The sequence below is a fragment of the Bradyrhizobium sp. USDA 4516 genome (assembly GCF_054055915.1).
Genome location: NZ_JBSRXT010000001.1, coordinates 4,623,346 through 4,643,879, shown reverse-complemented (window position 1 = coordinate 4,643,879; position 20,534 = coordinate 4,623,346). Strand labels below are relative to the sequence as shown.

At 65.4% G+C, this 20,534-nt stretch carries 18 protein-coding genes; 12 read left to right on the top strand and 6 right to left on the bottom strand.

Annotated features, from left to right (window positions below; all coding sequences use genetic code 11):
* Nucleotides 1–83 precede the first annotated feature (83 nt).
* The 3 genes from ACVI1L_RS21535 to ACVI1L_RS21525 all read left to right on the top strand — a co-directional run bounded on the left by ACVI1L_RS21535 (nt 84) and on the right by ACVI1L_RS21525 (nt 1,928).
* On the top strand, nt 84–950 hold the full coding sequence (locus ACVI1L_RS21535; RefSeq protein ID WP_456783720.1) for a S1C family serine protease: 867 nt from the start codon (nt 84–86) through the stop codon (nt 948–950).
* Nucleotides 947–1,318: a response regulator transcription factor gene (locus ACVI1L_RS21530; protein ID WP_057019243.1), complete on the top strand. Its 372-nt coding sequence runs from the start codon at nt 947–949 to the stop codon at nt 1,316–1,318. The genes ACVI1L_RS21535 and ACVI1L_RS21530 overlap by 4 nt, the downstream gene beginning before the upstream one ends.
* Nucleotides 1,319–1,715: 397 nt before the next feature.
* Nucleotides 1,716–1,928 carry a hypothetical protein gene (locus ACVI1L_RS21525; RefSeq protein ID WP_456783719.1) on the top strand — a complete coding sequence of 71 codons (213 nt, stop codon included), beginning with the start codon at nt 1,716–1,718 and terminating at the stop codon, nt 1,926–1,928.
* Nucleotides 1,929–2,067: 139 nt separating this feature from the next.
* On the opposite strand, the gene ACVI1L_RS21520 is transcribed toward ACVI1L_RS21525, so the two are convergent.
* A complete protein-coding gene (locus ACVI1L_RS21520; RefSeq protein WP_057019241.1) occupies nt 2,068–2,418 on the bottom strand; it encodes a hypothetical protein in 351 nt (116 codons plus the stop codon).
* Nucleotides 2,419–2,767: 349 nt separating this feature from the next.
* On the opposite strand from ACVI1L_RS21520, the gene ACVI1L_RS21515 reads away from it, so the two are divergent.
* From ACVI1L_RS21515 to ACVI1L_RS21485, 7 genes are all read left to right on the top strand, one after another.
* Nucleotides 2,768–3,859 carry a mandelate racemase/muconate lactonizing enzyme family protein gene (locus tag ACVI1L_RS21515; protein ID WP_456783718.1) on the top strand — a complete coding sequence of 364 codons (1,092 nt, stop codon included), beginning with the start codon at nt 2,768–2,770 and terminating at the stop codon, nt 3,857–3,859.
* A 219-nt stretch (nt 3,860–4,078) separates the two neighbouring features.
* The gene (locus ACVI1L_RS21510; RefSeq protein WP_057019239.1) at nt 4,079–5,497 is read left to right on the top strand and encodes a M20 family metallopeptidase; all 1,419 of its coding nucleotides are present in this window, start codon (nt 4,079–4,081) and stop codon (nt 5,495–5,497) included.
* A gap of 446 nt (nt 5,498–5,943) precedes the next feature.
* On the top strand, nt 5,944–7,734 hold the full coding sequence (locus ACVI1L_RS21505) for a peptide ABC transporter substrate-binding protein (protein ID WP_057019238.1): 1,791 nt from the start codon (nt 5,944–5,946) through the stop codon (nt 7,732–7,734).
* A gap of 280 nt (nt 7,735–8,014) precedes the next feature.
* On the top strand, nt 8,015–8,971 hold the full coding sequence (locus ACVI1L_RS21500; protein ID WP_016842735.1) for an ABC transporter permease: 957 nt from the start codon (nt 8,015–8,017) through the stop codon (nt 8,969–8,971).
* Nucleotides 8,937–9,854: an ABC transporter permease gene (locus ACVI1L_RS21495; protein ID WP_028334911.1), complete on the top strand. Its 918-nt coding sequence runs from the start codon at nt 8,937–8,939 to the stop codon at nt 9,852–9,854. Before ACVI1L_RS21500 ends, ACVI1L_RS21495 begins: the two co-directional genes overlap by 35 nt.
* Entirely contained in the window at nt 9,851–10,831 is a 981-nt protein-coding gene (locus ACVI1L_RS21490; RefSeq protein WP_456785576.1) for an ABC transporter ATP-binding protein, read from the top strand. The genes ACVI1L_RS21495 and ACVI1L_RS21490 overlap by 4 nt, the downstream gene beginning before the upstream one ends.
* The gene (locus tag ACVI1L_RS21485) at nt 10,828–11,796 is read left to right on the top strand and encodes an ABC transporter ATP-binding protein (protein WP_168855782.1); all 969 of its coding nucleotides are present in this window, start codon (nt 10,828–10,830) and stop codon (nt 11,794–11,796) included. The genes ACVI1L_RS21490 and ACVI1L_RS21485 overlap by 4 nt, the downstream gene beginning before the upstream one ends.
* 188 nt (nt 11,797–11,984) lie before the next feature.
* On the opposite strand, the gene ACVI1L_RS21480 is transcribed toward ACVI1L_RS21485, so the two are convergent.
* Entirely contained in the window at nt 11,985–12,947 is a 963-nt protein-coding gene (locus ACVI1L_RS21480) for a LysR substrate-binding domain-containing protein (RefSeq protein WP_456783717.1), read from the bottom strand.
* Between the two features lie 100 nt (nt 12,948–13,047).
* Here ACVI1L_RS21480 and bla point away from each other — a divergent pair, with 100 nt between their 5' ends.
* The gene (gene bla / locus ACVI1L_RS21475) at nt 13,048–13,947 is read left to right on the top strand and encodes a class A beta-lactamase (protein WP_456783716.1); all 900 of its coding nucleotides are present in this window, start codon (nt 13,048–13,050) and stop codon (nt 13,945–13,947) included.
* Between the two features lie 34 nt (nt 13,948–13,981).
* On the opposite strand, the gene ACVI1L_RS21470 is transcribed toward bla, so the two are convergent.
* Entirely contained in the window at nt 13,982–15,403 is a 1,422-nt protein-coding gene (locus ACVI1L_RS21470) for an amidase (protein ID WP_456783715.1), read from the bottom strand.
* A gap of 204 nt (nt 15,404–15,607) precedes the next feature.
* On the opposite strand from ACVI1L_RS21470, the gene ACVI1L_RS21465 reads away from it, so the two are divergent.
* Complete coding sequence (locus tag ACVI1L_RS21465; RefSeq protein WP_456783714.1) at nt 15,608–16,540, top strand: ankyrin repeat domain-containing protein; 933 nt, start codon at nt 15,608–15,610, stop codon at nt 16,538–16,540.
* A 115-nt stretch (nt 16,541–16,655) separates the two neighbouring features.
* On the opposite strand, the gene ACVI1L_RS21460 is transcribed toward ACVI1L_RS21465, so the two are convergent.
* The 3 genes from ACVI1L_RS21460 to ACVI1L_RS21450 form a co-directional block, all read right to left on the bottom strand.
* Nucleotides 16,656–17,222, bottom strand: a complete 567-nt coding sequence (locus tag ACVI1L_RS21460; protein WP_229190982.1) for a c-type cytochrome — start codon at nt 17,220–17,222, stop codon at nt 16,656–16,658.
* 247 nt (nt 17,223–17,469) lie between these two features.
* Entirely contained in the window at nt 17,470–19,179 is a 1,710-nt protein-coding gene (locus ACVI1L_RS21455) for an outer membrane protein assembly factor BamB family protein (RefSeq protein ID WP_456783713.1), read from the bottom strand.
* A 406-nt stretch (nt 19,180–19,585) separates the two neighbouring features.
* On the bottom strand, nt 19,586–20,524 hold the full coding sequence (locus tag ACVI1L_RS21450; RefSeq protein WP_456783712.1) for a carbohydrate kinase family protein: 939 nt from the start codon (nt 20,522–20,524) through the stop codon (nt 19,586–19,588).
* Between the last annotated feature and the right edge of the window lie 10 nt (nt 20,525–20,534).

Below are 20,534 nucleotides of genomic sequence, written 5' to 3'. Positions count from 1 at the left end.
CGGCCCGGCCACGCCCTGCCCATCCGGCCAGTATCGCCGTCAGCCGCGACATCCCAGATTGAGGGAAGCCAACGGAGTTTCCCATGACCGAACCGAATATCCTGTCATCGCTGTCATCCGCCCTTGCAGAGACCATTGCACGCGCTGCGCCCGCCATCGTCTCCGTGCATTCGCATCGCGCGCGCGCCTCCGGCTTTGTCTGGAAGGCGGGCTTGATCGTCACCGCCGACGAAGCGCTGGCCGACGAGGGCGAGATCGAAATCCAGTTCGCCGACGGCAGCCGCAGGCCAGCGACCGTCGTCGGACGCGACCACACCACCGACGTCGCGCTGCTGCACGTCGAAGGCGATGTCGCCCCCGTCAAGCTCTCGACCGAGAACCCCGCGCTGGGATCGCTCGCGGTGATCGTCGCCGCCGACCGCGGCGCGCCGACCGCGCGGCTCGGCATCGTCGCACTGTCCGGCCCGGCCTGGCGCAGCCTGCGCGGCGGCGAAATCGATGCACGGATCGAGCTCGACGTCCGGCTGCGGCACAGCCAGCAGGGTGGCCTCGCGCTGAACGCCGCGGGCGAGCCGTTCGGCATGGCCGTGCTCGGCCCGCGCCGCGTGCTGACGATCCCGGCGACGACCATCGAGCGGGTCGCAGGCCAGCTCGAGAAGAGCGGCCGCATCGCACGCGGATATCTTGGCGTCGGATTGCAGCCGGTCCGTCTCGACGACGGCCTCGGCGCGATGGTGATGAACGTCGACAAGGCCGGCCCCTCGGCCGCCGCCGGCATCCGGCAAGGCGACGTGATCATTGCCGTGAATGGCGAGAAGCTGTACGGCGTGCGCGCGCTGTCGCGCGGCCTCGGACCGCAGAGCGTCGGCACGGTAGTCGAGCTCACCGTGCATCGCGGCGGCGAGCCGCTGAACTTCAAGGTGACAGTCGGCGAGAGGCCCGAGACGTGAGCGGTGAGCCGGCCAACGACATCGTCATCGCGCTCGAGGTCGACGACGCCGTCCTCGCCGACCGGCTGGCGACCCTGCTCGGCAGCGTCGCCGGCCTGCGGCTCGCCGCGCCGGGCGAACAGGCCACGGCTGCGGTCGTCGCACGCAACCGCGAGGCCGCGGGCGGCGACTTCGAGCTGACGCCGCGCGAGCTCGACGTGCTGGCGCTGCTGGCGGAAGGCGCGTCCAACAAGATGATCGCACAGCGGCTCGGGATTTCCGTCCACACCGCCAAGTTTCATGTCGGCTCGCTGCTCGACAAGCTCGACGCCACCGGCCGCACCGACGCCGTCGCCCATGCCGCGCGGCGCGGGGTGATAAATTTGTGAGGGCTGGGATGACTGTTGTAGTGACGTTGAGCTGAGATTTCTCCACCCGTCGTTCCTGCGAAAGCAGGGACCCGTACGCTGCGGCGGATGTTGCAGGCAGGACTCGTCATTGTCGTCCTGGCGAAAGCCAGGACCATAACCACCGCATTTGACAGTGAACGAGATCGTGGCCCTAGCGTCGCGCAACATTGCGCACTTGGGGTAATGGGTCCTGGCCTTCGCCAGGACGACTGCGAATCTTCGTGCGCACTCGTCAGTTGCACGCAGCCACTGCACAGCGACCCCAAATCAGTGATTTGGAAAATTCCGCCCTGCGGACACCCGACTCAGTATTCGACCGGATACAGACGCCTTCACGATCTGGCTATGCAATCTTCAGCCAACAAGAAGAAACGGCATGAAGAAGCTGATCGGTCGTCATCGGGACATTCAATACACACTCACCAACATCGAACCCGACCTCTGGGCCTGGTCGTTCGACATCAACTGCAAGACCAGGCAAGGCACCACGCGCGCGCGGCTCGACCTGCTGGCGCGGCGGCGCGTCTGCACGCTGATCGATCGCGAATTGAAACGCGCGGAACGTACCAGGCCCAACGAGCCTGACTGATCGCTCTCCCCGGTGAGGGTCCATTGGACGGGCCGCGCCTATCAGAAATGAAAACTCCCGCAGCGCCGGCTGCGGGAGTTGTTGGCATCGGTGGCCGCGGGGAGGTCCAACCACCGATACCGACATTCGCTGACCCTGGTCAGGCTGTTTTGGCGAACATCGTCAGCACGCCATCGGCAATGTTGATAGCGACGACCTGCGACGAAGTCAGGCCCTTGGCCTTGAGCGCGGAGACCGCCTGCGGTGTCGCGTCAATCGACTTCCGAAGCGACTGGATGTCGTCTTCCTTGGTCTTTGCCATCGCATCCTCGATCTTCGATCGCATCTCGGGCTTGAGGTCCTTGATGTCGACGACCTGTATGCTCCGGATGACGGTGGACTGATCAGATGACTGCGGCGGCGCATTGGGTTGCGTGCCTTGCGCTTGCACCAAGGCGGGCGTTCCGAGGACGAGCGCGGCAACAGTGACGAATGCTGTGAGATTGCGCATGGTCGATTCCTTTTCGAGGTCAGCAAGCGATAAAACCTACGCGCGAAGTTTGGCTGACGTCTGATTTTTCCATGGCCATTCATTGGAGCCAATGCGACCGCAATGCGGGCGTCGAAGCCCGCTCAGCCGCAGCGTCGACGTCCAGCACGCGGCATCGCTCGTCGCCACGACACCCGCACGGTCCCAGTCCGTTATGACCGCCGATCTGCATGGCGGTCATATGCTTTGCATCTCCGAAGGCACGCCGATCGCTCAAGGCAGACATTCGCAGGCGCAAGGTTGCAGGCAGCCGGGGCTTTTGAGATCGTGTGTCACGCATTGCAGTCGTCCCATGACAAGGAGTTCCGGCGTGGCCATCCTCAAGGACCTCAGCATCGGATTCTACAAGATCCCGCTCCCGGTGGTGCTGAGCGACAGCACGCACGGCGAGATCAAGGCGTTCGAGCTCGTCACGATCCGCGCCCGCGATGCCGACGGCGCCGAAGGCACCGGCTACACCTACACGGTCGGCCGCAATGGCGGCGCCATCGCCGATATCCTGGGCCGCGAAATCACCGAGATCGTGCGCGGGATGGAGGCCGACGACACCGAGCAGCTTTGGCACAAGGTGTGGTGGGCGCTGCATTATGGCGGCCGCGGCGGGCCGGCGGTGCTGGCGCTGTCCGCGCTCGACATCGCGTTGTGGGACCTCAAGGCGCGGCGGGCATCGCTGCCGCTGTGGCGGCTGCTCGGCGGCTTCGACCGCCGCGTGCCCTGCTATGCCGGCGGCATCGATCTCGATCTGCCGCTCGATGGCCTGCTCAAGCAGACCGACGACAATCTGGCCAAGGGCTTTCGCGCCATCAAGATGAAGGTCGGCCGGCCGAGCCTTGCGTCCGACGTGGCGCGCGTGAAGGCGATGCGCGGCCATCTCGGCGACGAGTTTCCGCTGATGGCCGACGCCAACATGAAATGGACCGTCGAGGAAGCGATCCGCGCCGCGCGCGCCCTGCAACCGTTCGACCTGACCTGGCTCGAGGAGCCGACGATTCCGGACGACGTCGCGGGACACGCTCGCATCGTGCAGGCCGGCGGCGTGCCGATCGCGGCCGGCGAGAACCTGCGCAGCCTGTGGGAGTTCAAGCCGTATATCGCCGGCGGCGCGCTGTCCTATGCCGAGCCCGACGTCACCAATTGCGGCGGTGTGACCAGCTTCATGAAGATCGCCCGGCTCGCCGAGGCCTTCAATATTCCCGTCACCAGCCATGGCGCGCATGACATCACCGTGCATCTGCTGGCGGCGTGCCCGAACCGGTCGTATCTCGAGGCGCACGGCTTCGGCCTCGACCGCTATATCGAGCACCCGCTGGTTCTGGAGCAGGGCATGGCGATCGCGCCGGATCGCCCGGGGCACGGCATCGCCTTCGACTGGAAAGGCCTGGAGCGGCTCAGCGCCGCCTGACGCAGAAACATTTCTGCACACCAAGACGTGACATTCGGAAAAGCAGGTCTGCCGGCGCGCGCTAGGCGGCGTCGCGACAAGCTGCTAGCGTTTCGCGCTTCAGATTGCCCAAAGAGCGATGAGATCATCGCGCTTTGGCTCATTGTCTGAGCATGATCTTTTCGGAAAACCGCTTCACACTTTTCCGGATCATGCTCTAGCGTTAAGGGATCGGAGCAAATGGACAACCGTAGTGATGTTTGGCGCGGCGTCGACGCGATCAAGCCGCGTTTCATCGAATTGAGCGACCGGGTCTGGGCGATGCCCGAGGTCTGCTACACCGAGGCGCGCTCATCCGCCGAACATCTGGCCGAACTGCGCCATCAGGGTTTTCGCATCACCGAGAACGTCGCCGACATCCCGACCGCGGTGATGGGCGAATGGGGCGAAGGCGGCCCGGTGATCGCCTTCCTCGGCGAGTATGACGCCCTGCCCGGTCTCAGCCAGGAGGCCGGAATCGCCGAGCATCGCCCGGTCGAGAGCGGCGGCCACGGCCATGGCTGCGGACATAATCTGCTCGGCTCCTCCGCGCTGCTCGCCGCGACCGCGGTGAAGGACTGGCTTGCGGCCAACAAGGTGCCGGGCCGCGTGCGCTATTACGGATGTCCTGCCGAGGAAGGCGGCGCGGCAAAGGCCTTCATGGTGCGCTGTGGCGCGTTCGAGGACGCCGACATCGCCATCACCTGGCATCCGCACAGCTTCTGGGAGGTGGCGGTGACGCCGTCGCTCGCCAACACCCGCGCCGATTTCATCTTCACCGGGCGCACCTCGCATGCGGCAGCCTCGCCTCATCTCGGCCGCAGCGCGCTCGATGCGGTGGAATTGATGAATGTCGGCGTCAACTACATGCGCGAGCACATGCCGAGCGACGCGCGGGTGCACTACGCGCTGCTCGACACCGGCGGCATCGCGCCCAACGTGGTGCAGGCCCATGCCCGGGTGCGCTATTCGATCCGCGCCCGCGACCTGCCCGGCATGAACGAGCTGGTCGAGCGCGTGCACAAGATCGCGCAGGGCGCGGCGCTGATGACCGAGACCAAGGTGGAGATGAAGATCATCTCCGCGGTCTCCAACATCCTGCCCAACACGCCGCTGGAACAGACGCTGCACCGGATCATGGAAGAGCTCGGCCCGCCGCATTTCGACGATGCCGACAAGGATTTCGCCGGCAGGATCCGCGCAACCCTGACCGACAAGGACATCGCCTCGGTCTATTACGCGATCGGCATGGAGCCGACCGACCGGCCGCTCGCCGACTTCCTGGTGCCGATCGACGCCAAGCGCAATCCGCTGATCGGCTCGACCGACGTCGGCGACGTCAGCTGGGTGGTGCCGACCGTGCAGGTCCATGCACCGACGGTTGCAATCGGCACGCCGTTCCACACCTGGCAGGTTGTGGCGCAGGGCAAGACGCCGGCCGCGCACAAGGCGATGGTGCAGGCCGCCAAGGCGATGGCCGGCCTCGGCGTCAAGGCGCTGATGGAGCCGGAGCTGATCGCGGCCGCCAAGGCCGACCTCAAGAAGCGGACCACAAGAACGCCCTACGTCAGTCCGCTGCCGGCGAATGTTGCACCGCCGTTGGATATGTCGATCGCCTGAGAGCCGCGTGTGCGGGCCGGACCTGCTCTCCGGGATCAAGCAATCGCATATCCCCATCGTCATGGCCGGGCTTGTCCCGGCCAACCACGACTTTCTCACGCGGAAACGGAGACGTGGATGCCCGGCACAAGGCCGGGCATGACGAGTTTGTGGACGGATCGCTTCAGACGCGAACTCCGGCCTGCGTGGCAAAAAAGCATCTCGGAACAAAGGATAACGAACAAATTTTCCGCACTGCGAGGCGCGCAAGGGCGTGCTTTGGCGCCGATCTGCTGAACCGGTGTGCGGCAAGGGGAGGTTCTGCACAAGCGATAGCCAAAAGACCTAGGCGCTGAAGGGCGGGAGGCGTTGACCTTCGCGGTCATTCGGTGTGCCATCCTGCCGCCAACACGGCGGCCGGTTCCACGGCCAGCCGCAATAACCAATTGAGCCGGACCGAGGGGACAATGTTCGACAGGAATCTGCGTGGCATGATCGACGACGTGAAGGACGGGCGGATGGATCGCCGCGCCTTCGTCAAGCGAATGATTGCCGTCGGCCTCACCGCGCCGATGGCCAACCAGATCCTTGCGATCGGCGGCGTCGCGATGGCGCAGAGCCCGAATCCCTACAAGCCGACCAAGCGCGGCGGCGGCGGTCCGCTGAAGCTGTTGTGGTGGCAGGGCCCCACCCTGCTCAATCCGCACTTCGCCACCGGCACCAAGGACCAGGACGGCTCGCGGCTGTTCTACGAACCGCTGGCAAGCTGGGACGTCGACGGCCATCTCAACCCGATCCTCGCCGCCGAAATCCCCTCGATCCAGAACGGCGGGCTTTCCAAAGACGCCAAGTCGGTGGTCTGGAAACTCAAGCCCGGCGTCAAATGGCATGACGGCAAACCCTTCACCGCCGACGACGTCGTGTTCAACTGGGAATATGCCACCGACCCCGCGACCGCAGCCGTCTCGAGCGGGACCTATTCCGGCATGACCGTGGAGAAGGTCGACGACCTCACGGTCCGCATCAAGTTCAAGGATCCGACGCCGTTCTGGGCCAATGCGTTCGTCGGCGCCTATGGCTGCATCATCCCAAAGCATTTGTTCGCCGAGTACAAGGGCAGCAAGTCGCGCGAGGCGCCGAACAATCTGAAGCCGGTCGGCACCAGCCCCTACAAGTTCGTCGAGTTCAAGCCGGGCGATCTGGTGCGCGGCGAAATTAATCCCGATTACCACATGCCGAACCGGCCCTATTTCGACACGATCGAGATGAAGGGCGGCGGCGATGCGGTGTCGGCGGCGCGCGCGGTGATCCAGACCGGCGAATATGATTTCGCCTGGAACATCCAGGTCGAGGACGAGGTGCTGCTGCGGCTGGAAAAGGGCGGCAAGGGCAAGACGCTCTATGCCGTCGGCGGCGACATCGAATTCATCGCCATCAACTTCACCGACCCGAACACCGAGGTCGACGGTGAACGCTCGTCGATCAAGACCAAGCATCCGATCCTGTCGGATCCGGCGGTGCGCAAGGCGCTGGCGCTGCTGGTCGACCGCGACTCCGTCAAGAAGGTGATCTACGGCCGCGCCGGCCGCGCCACCGCCAATTATCTCAACGGCCCCGAGGAGTTCGTTTCCAAGAACACCAGATGGGAGTTCTCGGTCGAGAAGGCGAGCGCGCTGCTCGAACAGGCGGGCTGGAAGGTCGGCTCCGACGGCATCCGCGAGAAAGACGGCAAGAAGCTGAAGCTGCTGTACCAGACCTCGATCAACGGCCCGCGGCAGAAGACCCAGGCGATCGTCAAGCAGGCCTGCCAGAAGGCCGGCATCGACGTCGAGCTGAAGTCGGTGGTGGCCTCGGTGTTCTTCTCCTCCGACGTCGCCAACCCCGACACCTATTCCAAGTTCTACGCCGACATCGAGATGTTCCAGATCCCGATGACACAACCCGACCCGGGCCTGCACATGCGCCGCTATCTGTCGCGCAATGTCGCGACCAAGGAGAACAAGTGGCAAGGGCAGAACTTCCCGCGCTGGGTCAACAAGGATTTCGACGCCGCGATCGAGGCGGCCGATACCGAGACCGATCCGATCAAGCGGGCCGAGCTCTACATCAAGTGCAACGATCTGATGTGGCAGGATACGGTGGTGATCCCGGTGATGCACCGCCTCGCGGTGGAAGCCTGCTCCAACACGGTGCGGCCCGCGCTCTCCGGCTGGGCCAACCAGACCGACAATCTGCAAGACTGGTATCGTGAAACCTGAGACACGGGGACAGGTTCGGAGTTTGAGTAGGTGCATCTTCTCCCTCTCCCCGTTCTTACGGGGTCGAGACGAGCGGAGCTCGCTCTTGGAGGGTTGGGGTGAGGGGCTTTCGCAGCAAACACCGTGAAAGATGAGTTCGTGGAGACTCCCCCTCACCCGGAATTCAAGCCGTGCTTGAATTCCGACCTCTCCCCGCACGCGGGGCGAGGTGAAGCTCGCCTTTCGACTGGAAGCAAGATCAACGTGCTCAAGGTGCGAGCGTTAGTTAGATGATCTCTCGATGAGTCAATATATCCTGCGTCGCCTGATGATCGCGATCCCGAGCCTGCTCGGGATCTCGCTCGTGCTGTTCGTCGTGCTGGCGCTCGCGCCGGGCGATCCGTTCAGCGAGCTCGCGACCAATCCGAACGTGCCGCCCGAGGTACAGGCCGCGTTGCGCGCCAAGTTCGGCCTCGACGACCCAATCTATCTTCGCTACCTGCACTGGCTCGCGGCGATGGCGCAGGGCGACTGGGGCTTCTCCTTTGTCAGCCGGATCAATGTCGACACGCTGATCCTGCAGCGGCTGCCGACCACGCTCTACGTGATCGGCTCGGCGCAGCTGCTGGCGCTGTTGATCGCGATCCCGGTCGGCGTCTATGCCGCCACCCGGCCGTATTCGATCTTCGACCAGCTCGCCAACACCTTCGCCTTCATCGGCTTCTCGCTGCCGACCTTCTTCACCGGCATCCTGTTCATCCTGGTGTTCTCGGTGAAGCTGGACTGGCTGCCCTTCGTCTACACCGACGTGCCGGGCAGCGGCATTCCCTGGCTGCTGGAGATGATCCGGCAGGCGATCATGCCGGTGATGGTGCTCGGCCTGTTCCAGGCGGCGTCGATGACCCGCTTCGTGCGCTCGGCGATGCTCGACGTGATCCGGCTCGACTATGTCACCACCGCCCGCGCCAAGGGACTCGGGCAGGCCAAGGTGATCGTCAAGCACGTGATGCGCAACGCGATGATCCCGGTCGTCACGCTCATTGCGCTGCAAATGCCTGCCGTGTTCGGCGGCGCCATCGTCACCGAGCAGATCTTCCGGATTCCCGGCATCGGCTCGCTGCTGATTTCCTCCATCCTCGCCAATGACACGCCGGTCGTGATGGCCGTGACCTTCGTCTTCGCATGTCTCGTGGTGCTGTTCAACCTGATCGCAGATGTCCTCTATGGCTGGCTTGACCCTCGCATCTCCTTCCGCTGAGCGGCGCGGCTATTCGCCCTGGCGCGAAACCTGGCGGCGGTACCGCCGGCACCGGCCGGCCGTGGTCAGCGCCGTGCTGCTGCTGCTGCTGATCGCGGCCGTCGTGATCGGCCCGTTCGTCTGGCGCGTCTCGATCAGCGACATGGACGTCGTGGCCGGCCTGCAGGGGCCGTCGCTGGCGCATCCGTTCGGCACCGACGATCTCGGCCAGGACCTGCTCGCCCGCATGATCTATGGCGGGCGCATCTCGCTCGCGGTCGGTCTCGCCGCGATGCTGGTCTCGGTGTTCGTCGGCACGCTGATCGGCGCGCTCGCCGGCATGTCGCGCGGCGCGCTCGGCTACGCGCTGATGTGGCTGACCGACTTGTTCCTGTCGCTGCCGCAATTGCCGCTGCTGTTGATGCTGATCTATCTGTTCCGCGACGGGCTAAAGGCGATGTTCGGTCCCGAGGGCGGCATCTTCATCCTAATCGTACTGGTGATCGGCGGCTTGCGCTGGATGCCGGTCGCGCGCCTGGTGCGCGCCCAGTTCCTGTCGCTGCGCGAGAAGGAATTCGTCGAGGCCGCGCGCGCGCTCGGCGCGAGTCCGGTGCGCCAGGTGGTGCGCCACATCCTGCCCAACGCGCTGGGACCCGTGATCATCGCCGGCACGATCGACGTCGCCGCCGCCATCATCGCCGAATCGACGCTGTCGTTCCTCGGCCTCGGCTTCCCGCCGGATACGCCGACCTGGGGCCGCATCCTCTATGACGCCAAGGATTTTCTCGACATCGGCCCGCATTGGGCGCTGTTCCCGGGTGGCGCGATCTTCATCGCGGTGGTCGCCATCAACTTCATCGGCGACGGGCTGCGTGACGCGCTCGACGCGCGCAAGGTGATCTGATGGCGCTGCTCGACATCAAGGGCCTGAAAACCCATTTCACCACCGACGACGGCATCCTGCAGGCGGTCGACGGCGTCGACATCAGCATCAACCGCGGCGAGACGCTGTGCGTGGTCGGCGAATCCGGCTGCGGCAAGACCGTCACCGCGATGTCGATCCTGAAGCTGATCGCCATGCCGCCGGGCAAGATCGTCGAAGGCGAGATCATCTTCGAGGGCCGCGACCTGGTGCCGCTGACCAGCCACCAGCTCGACGACATCAGGGCCAAGGAGATCGGCTTCATCTTCCAGGAGCCGATGACCTCGCTCAATCCGGTGCTGACCATCGGCGAGCAGATCGCCGAGAGCCTGCGCCGCCACGAGGCGGTGACCAAGAAGCAGGCGCTCGAGCGCACCATCGAGATGCTGAAGCTGGTGCAGATCCCCAACGCCGGGGGCCGCGTGCATCATTATCCGCACCAGTTCTCCGGCGGCATGCGCCAGCGCGTGATGATCGCGATGGCGCTGGCCTGCCGCCCCAAGCTTGTGATCGCGGACGAGCCGACCACCGCGCTCGACGTCACCATCCAGGCGCAGATCCTCGACCTGTTGCAGGACATGAAGGAACGCTTCGGCATGGCGGTGATGCTGATCACGCACGCGATGGGCGTGGTCGCCGAGACCGCGCAGCGCGTCGTCGTGATGTACGCCGGCAAGGTGGTGGAGGAGGCGCCGGTCGACGAACTGTTCGGCAATCCCGGCCATCCCTACACTCAGGGCCTGATCCGCTCGATCCCGCGCATCGATCTCGACGCCGCGCACAAGACGCGGCTGGAGGCGATCGGCGGCTCGGTGCCGATCCTGATCAATCCGCTGCCCGGCTGCCGCTTTGCCGCCCGCTGCAAATACGCCATGAGCATCTGCACCGAAAAGGAGCCGCGGCTGCGCGAGATCGCGCCCGGCCACCGCATGGCCTGCCACCTCGGAGACGCGTCATGACCGAGCCGCTGCTGCGCGTTTCCAATCTGAAGAAGCATTTTCCGGTGCTGGGCGGCCTGCTCTCGCGCGAGGTCGGTCAGGTCTATGCGGTCGACGGCGTGTCGTTCTCGGTCAACCGCGGCGAGACACTGGGGCTGGTCGGTGAATCCGGCTGCGGCAAGTCGACCACCGGCCGCTGCGTGCTGCGGCTGATCGAGCCGACCTCGGGCGAGGTCGTGTTCGACGGCCGGAGCGTCACCGGCCTCGGCGGCGGCGACCTGCGTGCCATGCGGCGGAACATGCAGCTCGTGTTCCAGGACCCGTTCGCCTCGCTCAATCCGCGCATGACGGTCGGCGCGATCCTCGGCGAGCCCTTCATCATCCATAACCTCGTGAGCTCGGCCAGCGAGCGCGAGGACCGCGTCGCGAGCCTCCTGGTCAAGGTCGGGCTGAAGGCCGAGCACATGCGCCGCTACCCGCACGAATTCTCCGGCGGCCAGCGCCAGCGCATCGCGATCGCCCGCGCGCTGACGCTGGAGCCGAAGCTGATCGTGTGCGACGAGCCGGTCTCCGCGCTCGACGTCTCGATCCAGGCCCAGGTCATCAACCTGCTCGAGGATCTGCAGGCCGAGCTGAACCTCACCTATCTGTTCGTCGCCCACGATCTCTCGGTCGTGGAGCACATCTCCGACCGCGTCGCGGTGATGTATCTCGGCCGCATCGTCGAGCTCGCCAAGGCCAGCGATCTCTACCGCAACCCGCAGCACCCCTACACCAAGGCACTGCTCTCGGCGGTGCCGGTGCCGGATCCCAAGGCGAAGCGCGACCGCATCCGCCTGAAGGGCGACGTGCCGAGCCCGATGAATCCGCCCAAGGGCTGCCACTTCCACACGAGATGTCCAATCGCCGAGGAGCGCTGCCGGCAGAGCGCGCCGGAGTTGCTGGAAGGCAGGAATGGGCATTCCGTGGCGTGCCATCTGGCGTAGGTCGCGCGCCAGATGCGATAGCCAGCCGGCGCGGGAGCGCACCGCCTAAAATATCGAAAACAACCCCATGCAAAGTAGCCGGCGGCTGCGGGCGTCCGACACGGCACTTGACATGTCGGGCAAATCAGCGGCATCATTCGATAATTCAGAAATAATGGCGACGATAGTTGAAGTCACGTCGTCAGACGTTAACGCCGCTTGGTGTTGGTCCGCGGCTTCGGTCCGGCCTTTGTCGTGATCTTCCGCCGCGGTGCGGGCGCGACGGCGTCCTCCACCTCATTCACCTCCGTCCGCAGCGTCTCGAGCAGCCAGTCGCGAAACGCGCGCATGCCCGGCGTCACCTCGCGCGACTTCAGCCAGGTCAGCCAATAGGATCCCGCCGGGACCTCGGCCGCGAACGGACGCTTGAGCCGGCCGGTGGCCAGCTCATTTTCGAACATCGCGATCGGCACCAGCCCGACGCCGACGCCGCGCGCGGCGGCCTCGGCCATCGCGACCGAACTGTCGAAGATCGGCCCCTGGATTTTCGGACACGGCGCGCCGGCGACCGCAAACCATAGCGGCCATTCCTCGGCGCGGTAGGACCGCAGCAGGAATTCCTGCGCGAGATCGGACGGCTTGCGCAGCCGGTCCGCCGCGTCGGGGCAGCACACCGGCGAGAGCGGTGCGGACAACAGATGGATCGCCTCGGTGCCGTGCCACGAGCCGTCGCCGAAGCGCAGCGCGAGATCGAGCCCGTCGCCTGCGATGTCGACGCGGTTGTTGTTGGTGAGAAGACGCAAATCGATATAGGGATGCGCGCGCTTGAAGCGGTCGACCCTTTGCAAGAGCCATCCGGTCGCGAACGTCGTGACGCAGCCGACGGTCACGACCTCGCGCGTGCCCTTGGCCTCGATGCGGTCGATCGCGGCGCCGATCCGGTCGAGCGCGTCTGACAGCACCGGCAGCAGCGCCAGCCCCTCGTCGGTGAGCACCAGCCCGCGCGGCAGCCGGCGGAACAGGCTCGTGCCCAGGAGATCCTCGAGCTGCTTGACCTGATGGCTGATCGCAGTCTGCGTCACGCGCAGCTCCAGCCCGGCGCGGGTGAAGCTGAGCAGCCGCGCGGAGGCCTCGAAGGCGCGCAGCGCGTTCAGCGGGAGATGCCGGCGCACGGCGTCATGACCAAGTTTTCCTCATGTCTCGCTGTATAAATGATTGTTTGTGCGCCGTCACGCCGCCCGGCAGGTTCGCGCCGCCAACGGGAGATTCGACATGCTGACGAGACGGACATTTGGATTGCGCGCGCTGGGCCTTGCGGTGTCCTGCACTTTGCCGCGGCAAGGCGCAGCGGCAGGACCAGGCGAGCCGGCGCAGCGGCTGCAGCAGGAGTTTGCGCGCATCGAGCTGGCAACCAGCGGCCGGCTCGGCGTCGCCGCGCTCGACATGGAGACGGGATTGCGCGCGAGCCGGCGCGGCGACGAGCGGTTCCCGATGTGCAGCACCTTCAAGGCGTTGGCCTCGGCCGCGGTGCTGCACCGGATCGACCGCGGCGAATCCAGCCTCGATCAGCAAATCCGGTTCGAGGCCAAGGATATCTTGGCCAACTCGCCCGTCACCAAGGAGCACGTCGCCTCGGGCATGACGCTTGCCGAGCTTTGCGAGGCCGCCATCACAAGGAGCGACAACACTGCGGGCAACATGATCCTCCGCGAGATCGGCGGGCCAGCCGGCCTGACCGGCTTCTTCCGCACCATCGGCGACAATGTGAGCCGGCTCGATCGCTGGGAGCTGGCGCTGAACGAGGCGGTATCAGGCGATCCGCGCGACACCACGAGCCCGGTGGCGATGCTGAAGGACTTGCAGCGCGTCGTGCTCGGCGATGTCCTGTCCGCGGCCTCGCGCCAGAAACTGATCGATTGGATGGTCGCAAACAAAACCGGCGACGCAAGGCTGCGTGCCGGCGTGCCCCGCGACTGGCGGGTTGCCGACAAGACCGACACCGGCGAGCGCGGCACCTACAACGACATCGGCGTGTTCTGGCCGCCCGGCCGCAAGCCAATCGTGGTGACGGCTTACCTGACCGGGGCAAGTGCTCCCATCGAGAAGTGCAACGAGGTGATCGCCAATGTCGCGCGCGCCGTCGCCAATGCGAGCACCGGGCAGACCGGCTAAACCGGCGACGCCGCGACCGGCGGCGCCGACAACATCAAGCCGGCCAGCGACCAAGCAAGTCGCTCGCCGCCTCGAACAACGCTGCAACGCGCAATAGTTCGGCATCGGCCCGGAAGCGGCCGACCAGGTGCAGTCCGATCGGCAGGCCGTCGCGGCCGAAACTTGCGGGGATGCTGACGGCGGGATGCCCGGTCATGTTGAACAGCATGGTCCAGGGAAACCAGTGCGGCCGCACGCTGTCGAAACTCCGGCCGTCGATCTCGATCGTGCCGAACAGGTCCTGGTCGATCGGCAGCGCCGACCGGGTCAAGGTCGGCATCGCCAGGAGATCGCCGCGCGCGAACAGCGACTGCACCCGGCGGAAGAGCGCGGTGCGCTCGAACATCGCCCGCTGGTAGTCGACACCGCTGACCTGGGCCGCCAGCGCGAGCTGCTTCAGGAAGGTTGCGCTGAGATCATCCGGATGATCGGCCGCGAGCTTCTCGAAGCGGGTGCGCCAGACGGTGTGATTGATCGCACGCCAGATCGGCTCGATGTCAAAGCCGTCGCCGGAAAACTCTTCGAGCTCGGCGCCGAGGCTCGCCAGACGGTCGAGGCTTGCCTTGAACGCGTCAGCCACATCGGACGTGACCGGACGCCGCGGCGGCGACACGCAGAACAGCACCCGCCGGCCCTTGAGGTCGCCGCGCGGGGCGGCAAGCCCGAGATAGTCAGGCACCGGCACCCCGATCGACCAGGGGTCCGACGGATCCTCTCCCGCCATCGCCTGCATCATCAGCGCCGTATCGGCAACGGTGCGCGTGGTCGGCGTGACATAGGTCTGGTTGCCGAAAGCGTCCTGCACCTGGCTATGCGGGATCACCCCGTTGCTCTGCTTGATTCCGACCACACCGTTGCAGGCGGCGGGAATCCGGGTGGAGCCGCCGCCATCGGTCGCAACCGCCAGCGGCGCGATGCCGCTCGCGACGGCCACCGCCGCGCCGCCGCTGGAGCCGCCACTGGACCGCTCGGCACTCCATGCATTGCGGGTCCGCCCGAACAGCGGCGAGTCGGTCAGGCACTTGCTGCCGAACTCCGGCGTCGTGGTCTTGCCGATCAATATGCCGCCCTGGGCACGGAGGCGGGCCACCGCGACGGCGTCATTGTCGGGCACGTTGTCCCGGTACGGCACCGCGCCGAAGGTCGTCCGGACGTCTTTGGTGTTGACGATGTCCTTCACGGTGAAGGGGATGCCGTGGAGCAGACCGGCCGGCTCGCCAGCCGTGATTTGCCGCTCGGCAGCTTTCGCCTGCGCCATCGCCGCGTCACCGCACAGCGTGATGAAGCAGTTCAATTCGGGTTGCAGCCGCTCGGCACGGGCGAGCACCGCGCGCGTAACCTCGACAGGCGAAACCTCCTTGCGGGCGATGCGCCCACGAAGCTCAACGGCAGACAGCAGACACAGATCGTCGCTCATTTGGGCAAGGACTCGCGTCAGATAGGGTCGACGCCCGCATCGTGCCGCGCTGCAAGCGGCAAGTCCATCGGCTCGGACGCATGGCGAAAGGCCACGGAGCCGCGACGGCGCATGGCCTGCCGGCGCGGCGGGCCCTTCCCGGCCGCGCGGCTTGGCAGCGACGGAGGATCATGCGACGCTCGACCGAATGGCGCTGCTGTCAGCATGACGGAGGACCACGCTTTGTATCGCCGCATCCCCCTCGCCGCGCTGATCGTTGCCGGCAGCGTGCACGGCAGCCTCGCGGCGCTCGATCCGGCGCGATGCCGCGAGCTGATCCGCAAATACGAAACCGACAAGGCCCAGCTCAGCGCGATCGAGATCTCGCTGTCGCTATTTGCGGCCGCCAATGCCGATTGCATCAACCTTGCCACCGAGCTGCTCGATCACGGCGCCTCGGTCGACGCGCGGGACCGGCTGGGCGCAAGGCCGCTGAGCCACGCCGCCCGCTCCGGCCATCTTGCCATGGTCGACCTGCTGCTGGCACGCGGCGCGCCGCTCGATGCACGCAACCTCGCGGGATCGACCGCGCTGTATTTTGCCGCCGAGCGCGGCCATGTCGCGATCGTGCAGCGCCTGATCGACCGCGGCGCCGACGTCAATCTCACCGGACGCAGCGGCGCCTCCCCGGTCGCGGCCGCCGCCTATGCCGGCAGGGACGTGGTGGTGCGCATGCTGCTGGCGCACGGCGCCGACGGCCGCAAGGCTGACGACACCGGCAAGCCGCCGATCGTCTACGCCGCGGCCGGCGGCCAGTTCGGCATCGTCAAGCAGCTGCTGGCGCGCGAGATCGACATCAACGCGCGCTATGCCAACGATCTGACGCTCCTGATGTGGGCCGCCGGCCCTGACGAGACCGTGCCGGAAGCGCAGGCGCTGGAGGTCGTCTCATATCTCCTGGACGCCGGCGCCAAGGTCGACGACCGCGATGCGCGCGGCCGCACCGCGCTGATGATCGCCGCCGAAGGCAATCATCCGGCGATTGCCAGGACACTGCTGGCGCACGGCGCCGACCCTGGGCTGGCCGACAAGGCCGGCAAGCACGCCGCCGATCTCACCATCCTCTCAGTGCTGCGCGAAGAGCTGACGCCGCGTTGAGGCGACTTGCTCGGACGTCATGGCCGGGCTTGTCCCGGCCATCAACGTCTTCTTTTGCCTGGATACCAAGACGCGGATGCCCGGGACAAGCCCGGGCATGACGAGTGCCCGCCGCTCACAGCCCCGCCAGATAGTCCACCAATGCGGCAAGGTCGTCGGGCGACGTTGCCAGCATCAGGTCGGACATGCCGGGATTGTTGCCGCGCGCACGGGTGCGGAAATCGGCGATGGTCTTGGCGAGATAATCCCGTCCCATGCCGGCAAGCCGCGGCACCGTGCCGTCTCCCTGGAAGCGATCGAGATGGCAAGCCGGGCAACCGACCGAGCGGCTGGCGCTGACCGCCTTCTCCGCCACGTCCTTGGGCGCGCGCGGCTGGCTGAGGTCAGGCCACGGCTTCTGCGAAAAATATTCCGCGATCGCCAGCATATCGTCGCGCTCGAACTGCGCCGCGATCGGCTGCATGATCTCGTTCTTGCGATCACCGCGCTTGAAATCGCGCAGCTGGATGTAGAGATAACCGGCCTGCTGGCCCCAGATCGTCGGAATGGTCTTGTCGACGGGCTTGCCGTTCTCGCCATGGCAGCCGGCGCAGACCTGTACTTTTTCCTCAATCGTCTCTGCGCGCGCCTGCGCCGCCATCAGCAACAGCGCGACGCCGCAAATCATCAATTTACCGAACATTGGCTCATCCTGAGGCGCAGTATCGGTCCACCTCCGTCATTGCGAGGAGCTCGCGACAAAATTGCAAAGCAATTTTGCGCTGGAGCGACGAAGCAATCCATGCTTCCACAAACGCGGCACAATGGATTGCTTCGCTTCGCTCGCAATGACGTGGCTGGACCTTTTATCCGACCAAAACAGAGGCGGGACCGAACCGGTCCCGCCTCGCCGTCAATGTTTGCACGCGTGATGATGCATCAGGCCCGGCTCAGTCGAGCGTGAAGGCGATGATGTTGTTGCCACGCTTGTAGTCGAGCTGGGTGTTACCGCCCGCGCCGACCACAATATATTGCTTGCCGCCGACCATGTAGCTCGACGGCGGCGCGTTGACGCCGGCGCCGGCGCGGAAGCTCCACAGCTCCTTGCCGTTCGACGAATTGTAGGCCGCGAACTTGCCGTTGCCTTCGCCGGTGAAGACCAGGCCGCCGGCGGTGGCGAGGATGCCGCCGATCATCGGCTCGGGCGTGTTGACCTGCCATTTGATCTTGCCGTTGTTGTAGTTCACCGCGGTGATGTTGCCTGCCTGCTTCTCGCCCGGGATCACCTTGAAGGCGCCGCCCAGCCAAAGCTTGCCGTTCGGATAGGCCGAGCTTTCGACGTGGTAGGTCATCGGCTGGTGCAGATTGATCGCGTAGGCCAGCTCCTGTCCCGGATCGGTTGCGATCGGCGACCATTCGACGCCGCCATTGGCGCCGGGCAGCATGCGCGCGCCTTCCTTGGTCGGCAGCACCCACATGTTCTCCTGCGGCACCATCGCCTCGGAGAAGCGGATCAGGCTGCAATCCTTGCGATCGTGCACATAGATGTGCCCGGTCTTGCCGGCATGGATGACGCCGGGAATCGTCTTGCCGCTCTTGTCCTTGACGTTGACCAGCACCGTCGGGCTGACCGCGTCGAGGTCCCAGACGTCATGGGCGATGTACTGGAAGTGGCAGACATACTTGCCGGTGTCGAGATCGAGCGAGACCAGCGAATTGGTGTAGAGGTTGTCGCCGGGCCGGTTCGACCCGTCGAGGTCGGGCGACGGGTTGCCGACGACGAAGTAGATCCGGTTGGTCGCGAGATCGACCGACGGGTTCTGCCACACGCCGCCACCGAGCTTGGCATAGGGATCGCCGATCTTGGCGAGCATGTCCTTCTCGGCCTGGATATTGCGATGCATGTCACGGCCGGTGGCATCCTTGGTCGCCCAGACACCGACGGAGTTCTCCGGAATGGTGTGGAAATTCCAAAGCTGCTTGCCGGTCTTGGCGTCATAGGCGCGCACGAAGCCGCGGATGCCGTACTCGCCGCCATTGGTTCCGATCAGCACCTTGTCCTTGACCACGGTCGGCGCCATCGTCTCGCTGTAGCCGAGCTCGGGATCGGCGATGTTGGTGGTCCAGACCACCTCGCCGGTCTTGGCATTCAGCGCCATCAGCCTGGAATCAAGCGTCGCCAGATAGACCCGGTCGCCGAGCACCTGGACGCCGCGATTGTTGGGACCGCAGCAATAAACCGTGATCGGGCCCATCTTGTGGGCGTAGTGCCAGAGCTGCTGACCGGTCTTGGCGTCGAGCGCATAGACATGGCTGAACGACGTCGTGACGAACATCACGCCATCGACGACGATCGGAGATGTCTCAAGCGATTCCTTGACGTCGGTCTGGAAGATCCATGCGACGTGCAGGTCCTTCACATTGTCCCGGCTGATCTGCTTGCCCGGATAGAATCGCGTCTGGGCATAGTTGCCGTTGGTGAGCAGGAAATCCCTGCTGTTCTTGTCGGCGGCGTTGAGCTGCTCCTGGGTCACCGGAGAAACATTGGCGTTGCCGAGGACCGACTGCTTCTCCTGCTTGACTTCCTGCGCGATGGCGGCGCCCGACAACAGGCCAACGCCGAACGCGGCGGCGAATGCCGCAATCCCTCTCACATACATATCTTCCCCCGTTGTTTCTTGGTTGCAATATTAGGGATGCGTGTCTGCTACTTCCCTTCGAGGCCCGGTCGCCCTGGCGAGCCCGCAACCCGTTGCGTGGCCTGGTTGCGCTGCAATAGACGATCAAAAAAGGACGAAGACAGGTATCGATGGATGGATTCCATGTTAGCGCGGTCTTTCACAAAGACAACCGATGCGCTCAATGCGAAGCCTAAGCAGCATGACTTCGCACGATCGAAATGCAGCGATCGCGGGTTGGCATCAAATCCGAGCGATATCGGGTGCTTCGGACGCTTTCACGCATCGCCGGGCAGATTTGCCTTCGCAGGCGCAGCACGCAAAATGAGACTAAGCGTCAAGCGACGGCATCGCGCGGGAGGCCGCGCCGGCTGAGGCCCTGCATGGCTTACCAATAGTCGGCCGGCAACTCCCGGCTGCGCGGCGGATCGGCGCCGGGCCGCGTGCAGGTGAAAGCGGCGCATTTGCAGGCAAAGGACAACGCACGGGTCAGCTCAGCTGCGGAGACGTCGCGCAACTGCGGCTGCGCGATCCGGTCCAACCGATGCAACGCGGCGAGCAGCGCCGCCTGAAAGCTGTCGCCGGCGCCGATCGTATCGACGACGTTGACCACCGGCGCTTCGGCCGCGATCGGTCCGGCATTGCGATGCCAGGCGCAAGCGCCATCATTGCCGCGCGTAATGACTACGAGCGATGCGCCGCCCGACAGCAGCGTCTCGGCCCGCGCAGCATGGGCCTCGTCACCGAACAGATAGGCGAAGTCGACGTCGGACATCTTTACGATGTCGGCCTTGCCGCAGAACGCCAGCATGCGCGCGCGATAGGCGTCCTTGTCCTTGACGAGGTTCGGTCGGCAGTTCGGATCGAGCGAGATCGTCACGTTCGGCCGCGCATCCTCGATCAAGGCCAGCGTCTCCGCCGCACCCTTGTCATGGACCAGCGTGGTCGAGCCGGTGTGCACGCAGGTGACGCCGTCAAGCGCGACCGCATCGCGCCGATAGGTCCAGTTCCGCGACGCTGTGTCGGCGTCGTAGAAGGCGTATTGCGTCTCGGTGCCGGTGACGCGCGCAAAGGCCAGCGTGGCCTGGCGATTGCTCCGCGTGGCGCGACGAAGATCGACGCCGGACGCCGCGGCATGATCGGCGATCATCCTGCCGAAGGTGTCGGTCGAGATGCCGCCGACAAAGCCGGTGGGAACATCGAGCCGGGCGCTGCCGATCGCGATGTTGAGGCAGGAGCCGCCGACGGCGGGCGTCAAGGCCTCACGTCCGTCCGCCGTCTTCGACGGCAGGAAATCGATCAGCGCATCTCCGCAACTCAGCAGCATGGGGCAAACC

Bases quoted from the DNA above. Each gene is read 5' to 3' on its own strand.
- ACVI1L_RS21485 (WP_168855782.1), top strand. From the start codon at position 10,828: ATGACCGAGCCGCTGCTGCGCGTTTCCAATCTGAAGAAGCATTTTCCG.
- ACVI1L_RS21450 (WP_456783712.1), bottom strand. From the start codon at position 20,524: ATGCTGCTGAGTTGCGGAGATGCGCTGATCGATTTCCTGCCGTCGAAG.
- ACVI1L_RS21455 (WP_456783713.1), bottom strand. From the start codon at position 19,179: ATGTATGTGAGAGGGATTGCGGCATTCGCCGCCGCGTTCGGCGTTGGC.
- ACVI1L_RS21510 (WP_057019239.1), top strand. From the start codon at position 4,079: ATGGACAACCGTAGTGATGTTTGGCGCGGCGTCGACGCGATCAAGCCG.
- ACVI1L_RS21535 (WP_456783720.1), top strand. From the start codon at position 84: ATGACCGAACCGAATATCCTGTCATCGCTGTCATCCGCCCTTGCAGAG.
- bla (WP_456783716.1), top strand. From the start codon at position 13,048: ATGCTGACGAGACGGACATTTGGATTGCGCGCGCTGGGCCTTGCGGTG.
- ACVI1L_RS21525 (WP_456783719.1), top strand. From the start codon at position 1,716: ATGAAGAAGCTGATCGGTCGTCATCGGGACATTCAATACACACTCACC.
- ACVI1L_RS21500 (WP_016842735.1), top strand. From the start codon at position 8,015: ATGAGTCAATATATCCTGCGTCGCCTGATGATCGCGATCCCGAGCCTG.
- ACVI1L_RS21505 (WP_057019238.1), top strand. From the start codon at position 5,944: ATGTTCGACAGGAATCTGCGTGGCATGATCGACGACGTGAAGGACGGG.
- ACVI1L_RS21520 (WP_057019241.1), bottom strand. From the start codon at position 2,418: ATGCGCAATCTCACAGCATTCGTCACTGTTGCCGCGCTCGTCCTCGGA.
- ACVI1L_RS21495 (WP_028334911.1), top strand. From the start codon at position 8,937: ATGGCTGGCTTGACCCTCGCATCTCCTTCCGCTGAGCGGCGCGGCTAT.
- ACVI1L_RS21470 (WP_456783715.1), bottom strand. From the start codon at position 15,403: ATGAGCGACGATCTGTGTCTGCTGTCTGCCGTTGAGCTTCGTGGGCGC.
- ACVI1L_RS21460 (WP_229190982.1), bottom strand. From the start codon at position 17,222: ATGTTCGGTAAATTGATGATTTGCGGCGTCGCGCTGTTGCTGATGGCG.
- ACVI1L_RS21465 (WP_456783714.1), top strand. From the start codon at position 15,608: ATGACGGAGGACCACGCTTTGTATCGCCGCATCCCCCTCGCCGCGCTG.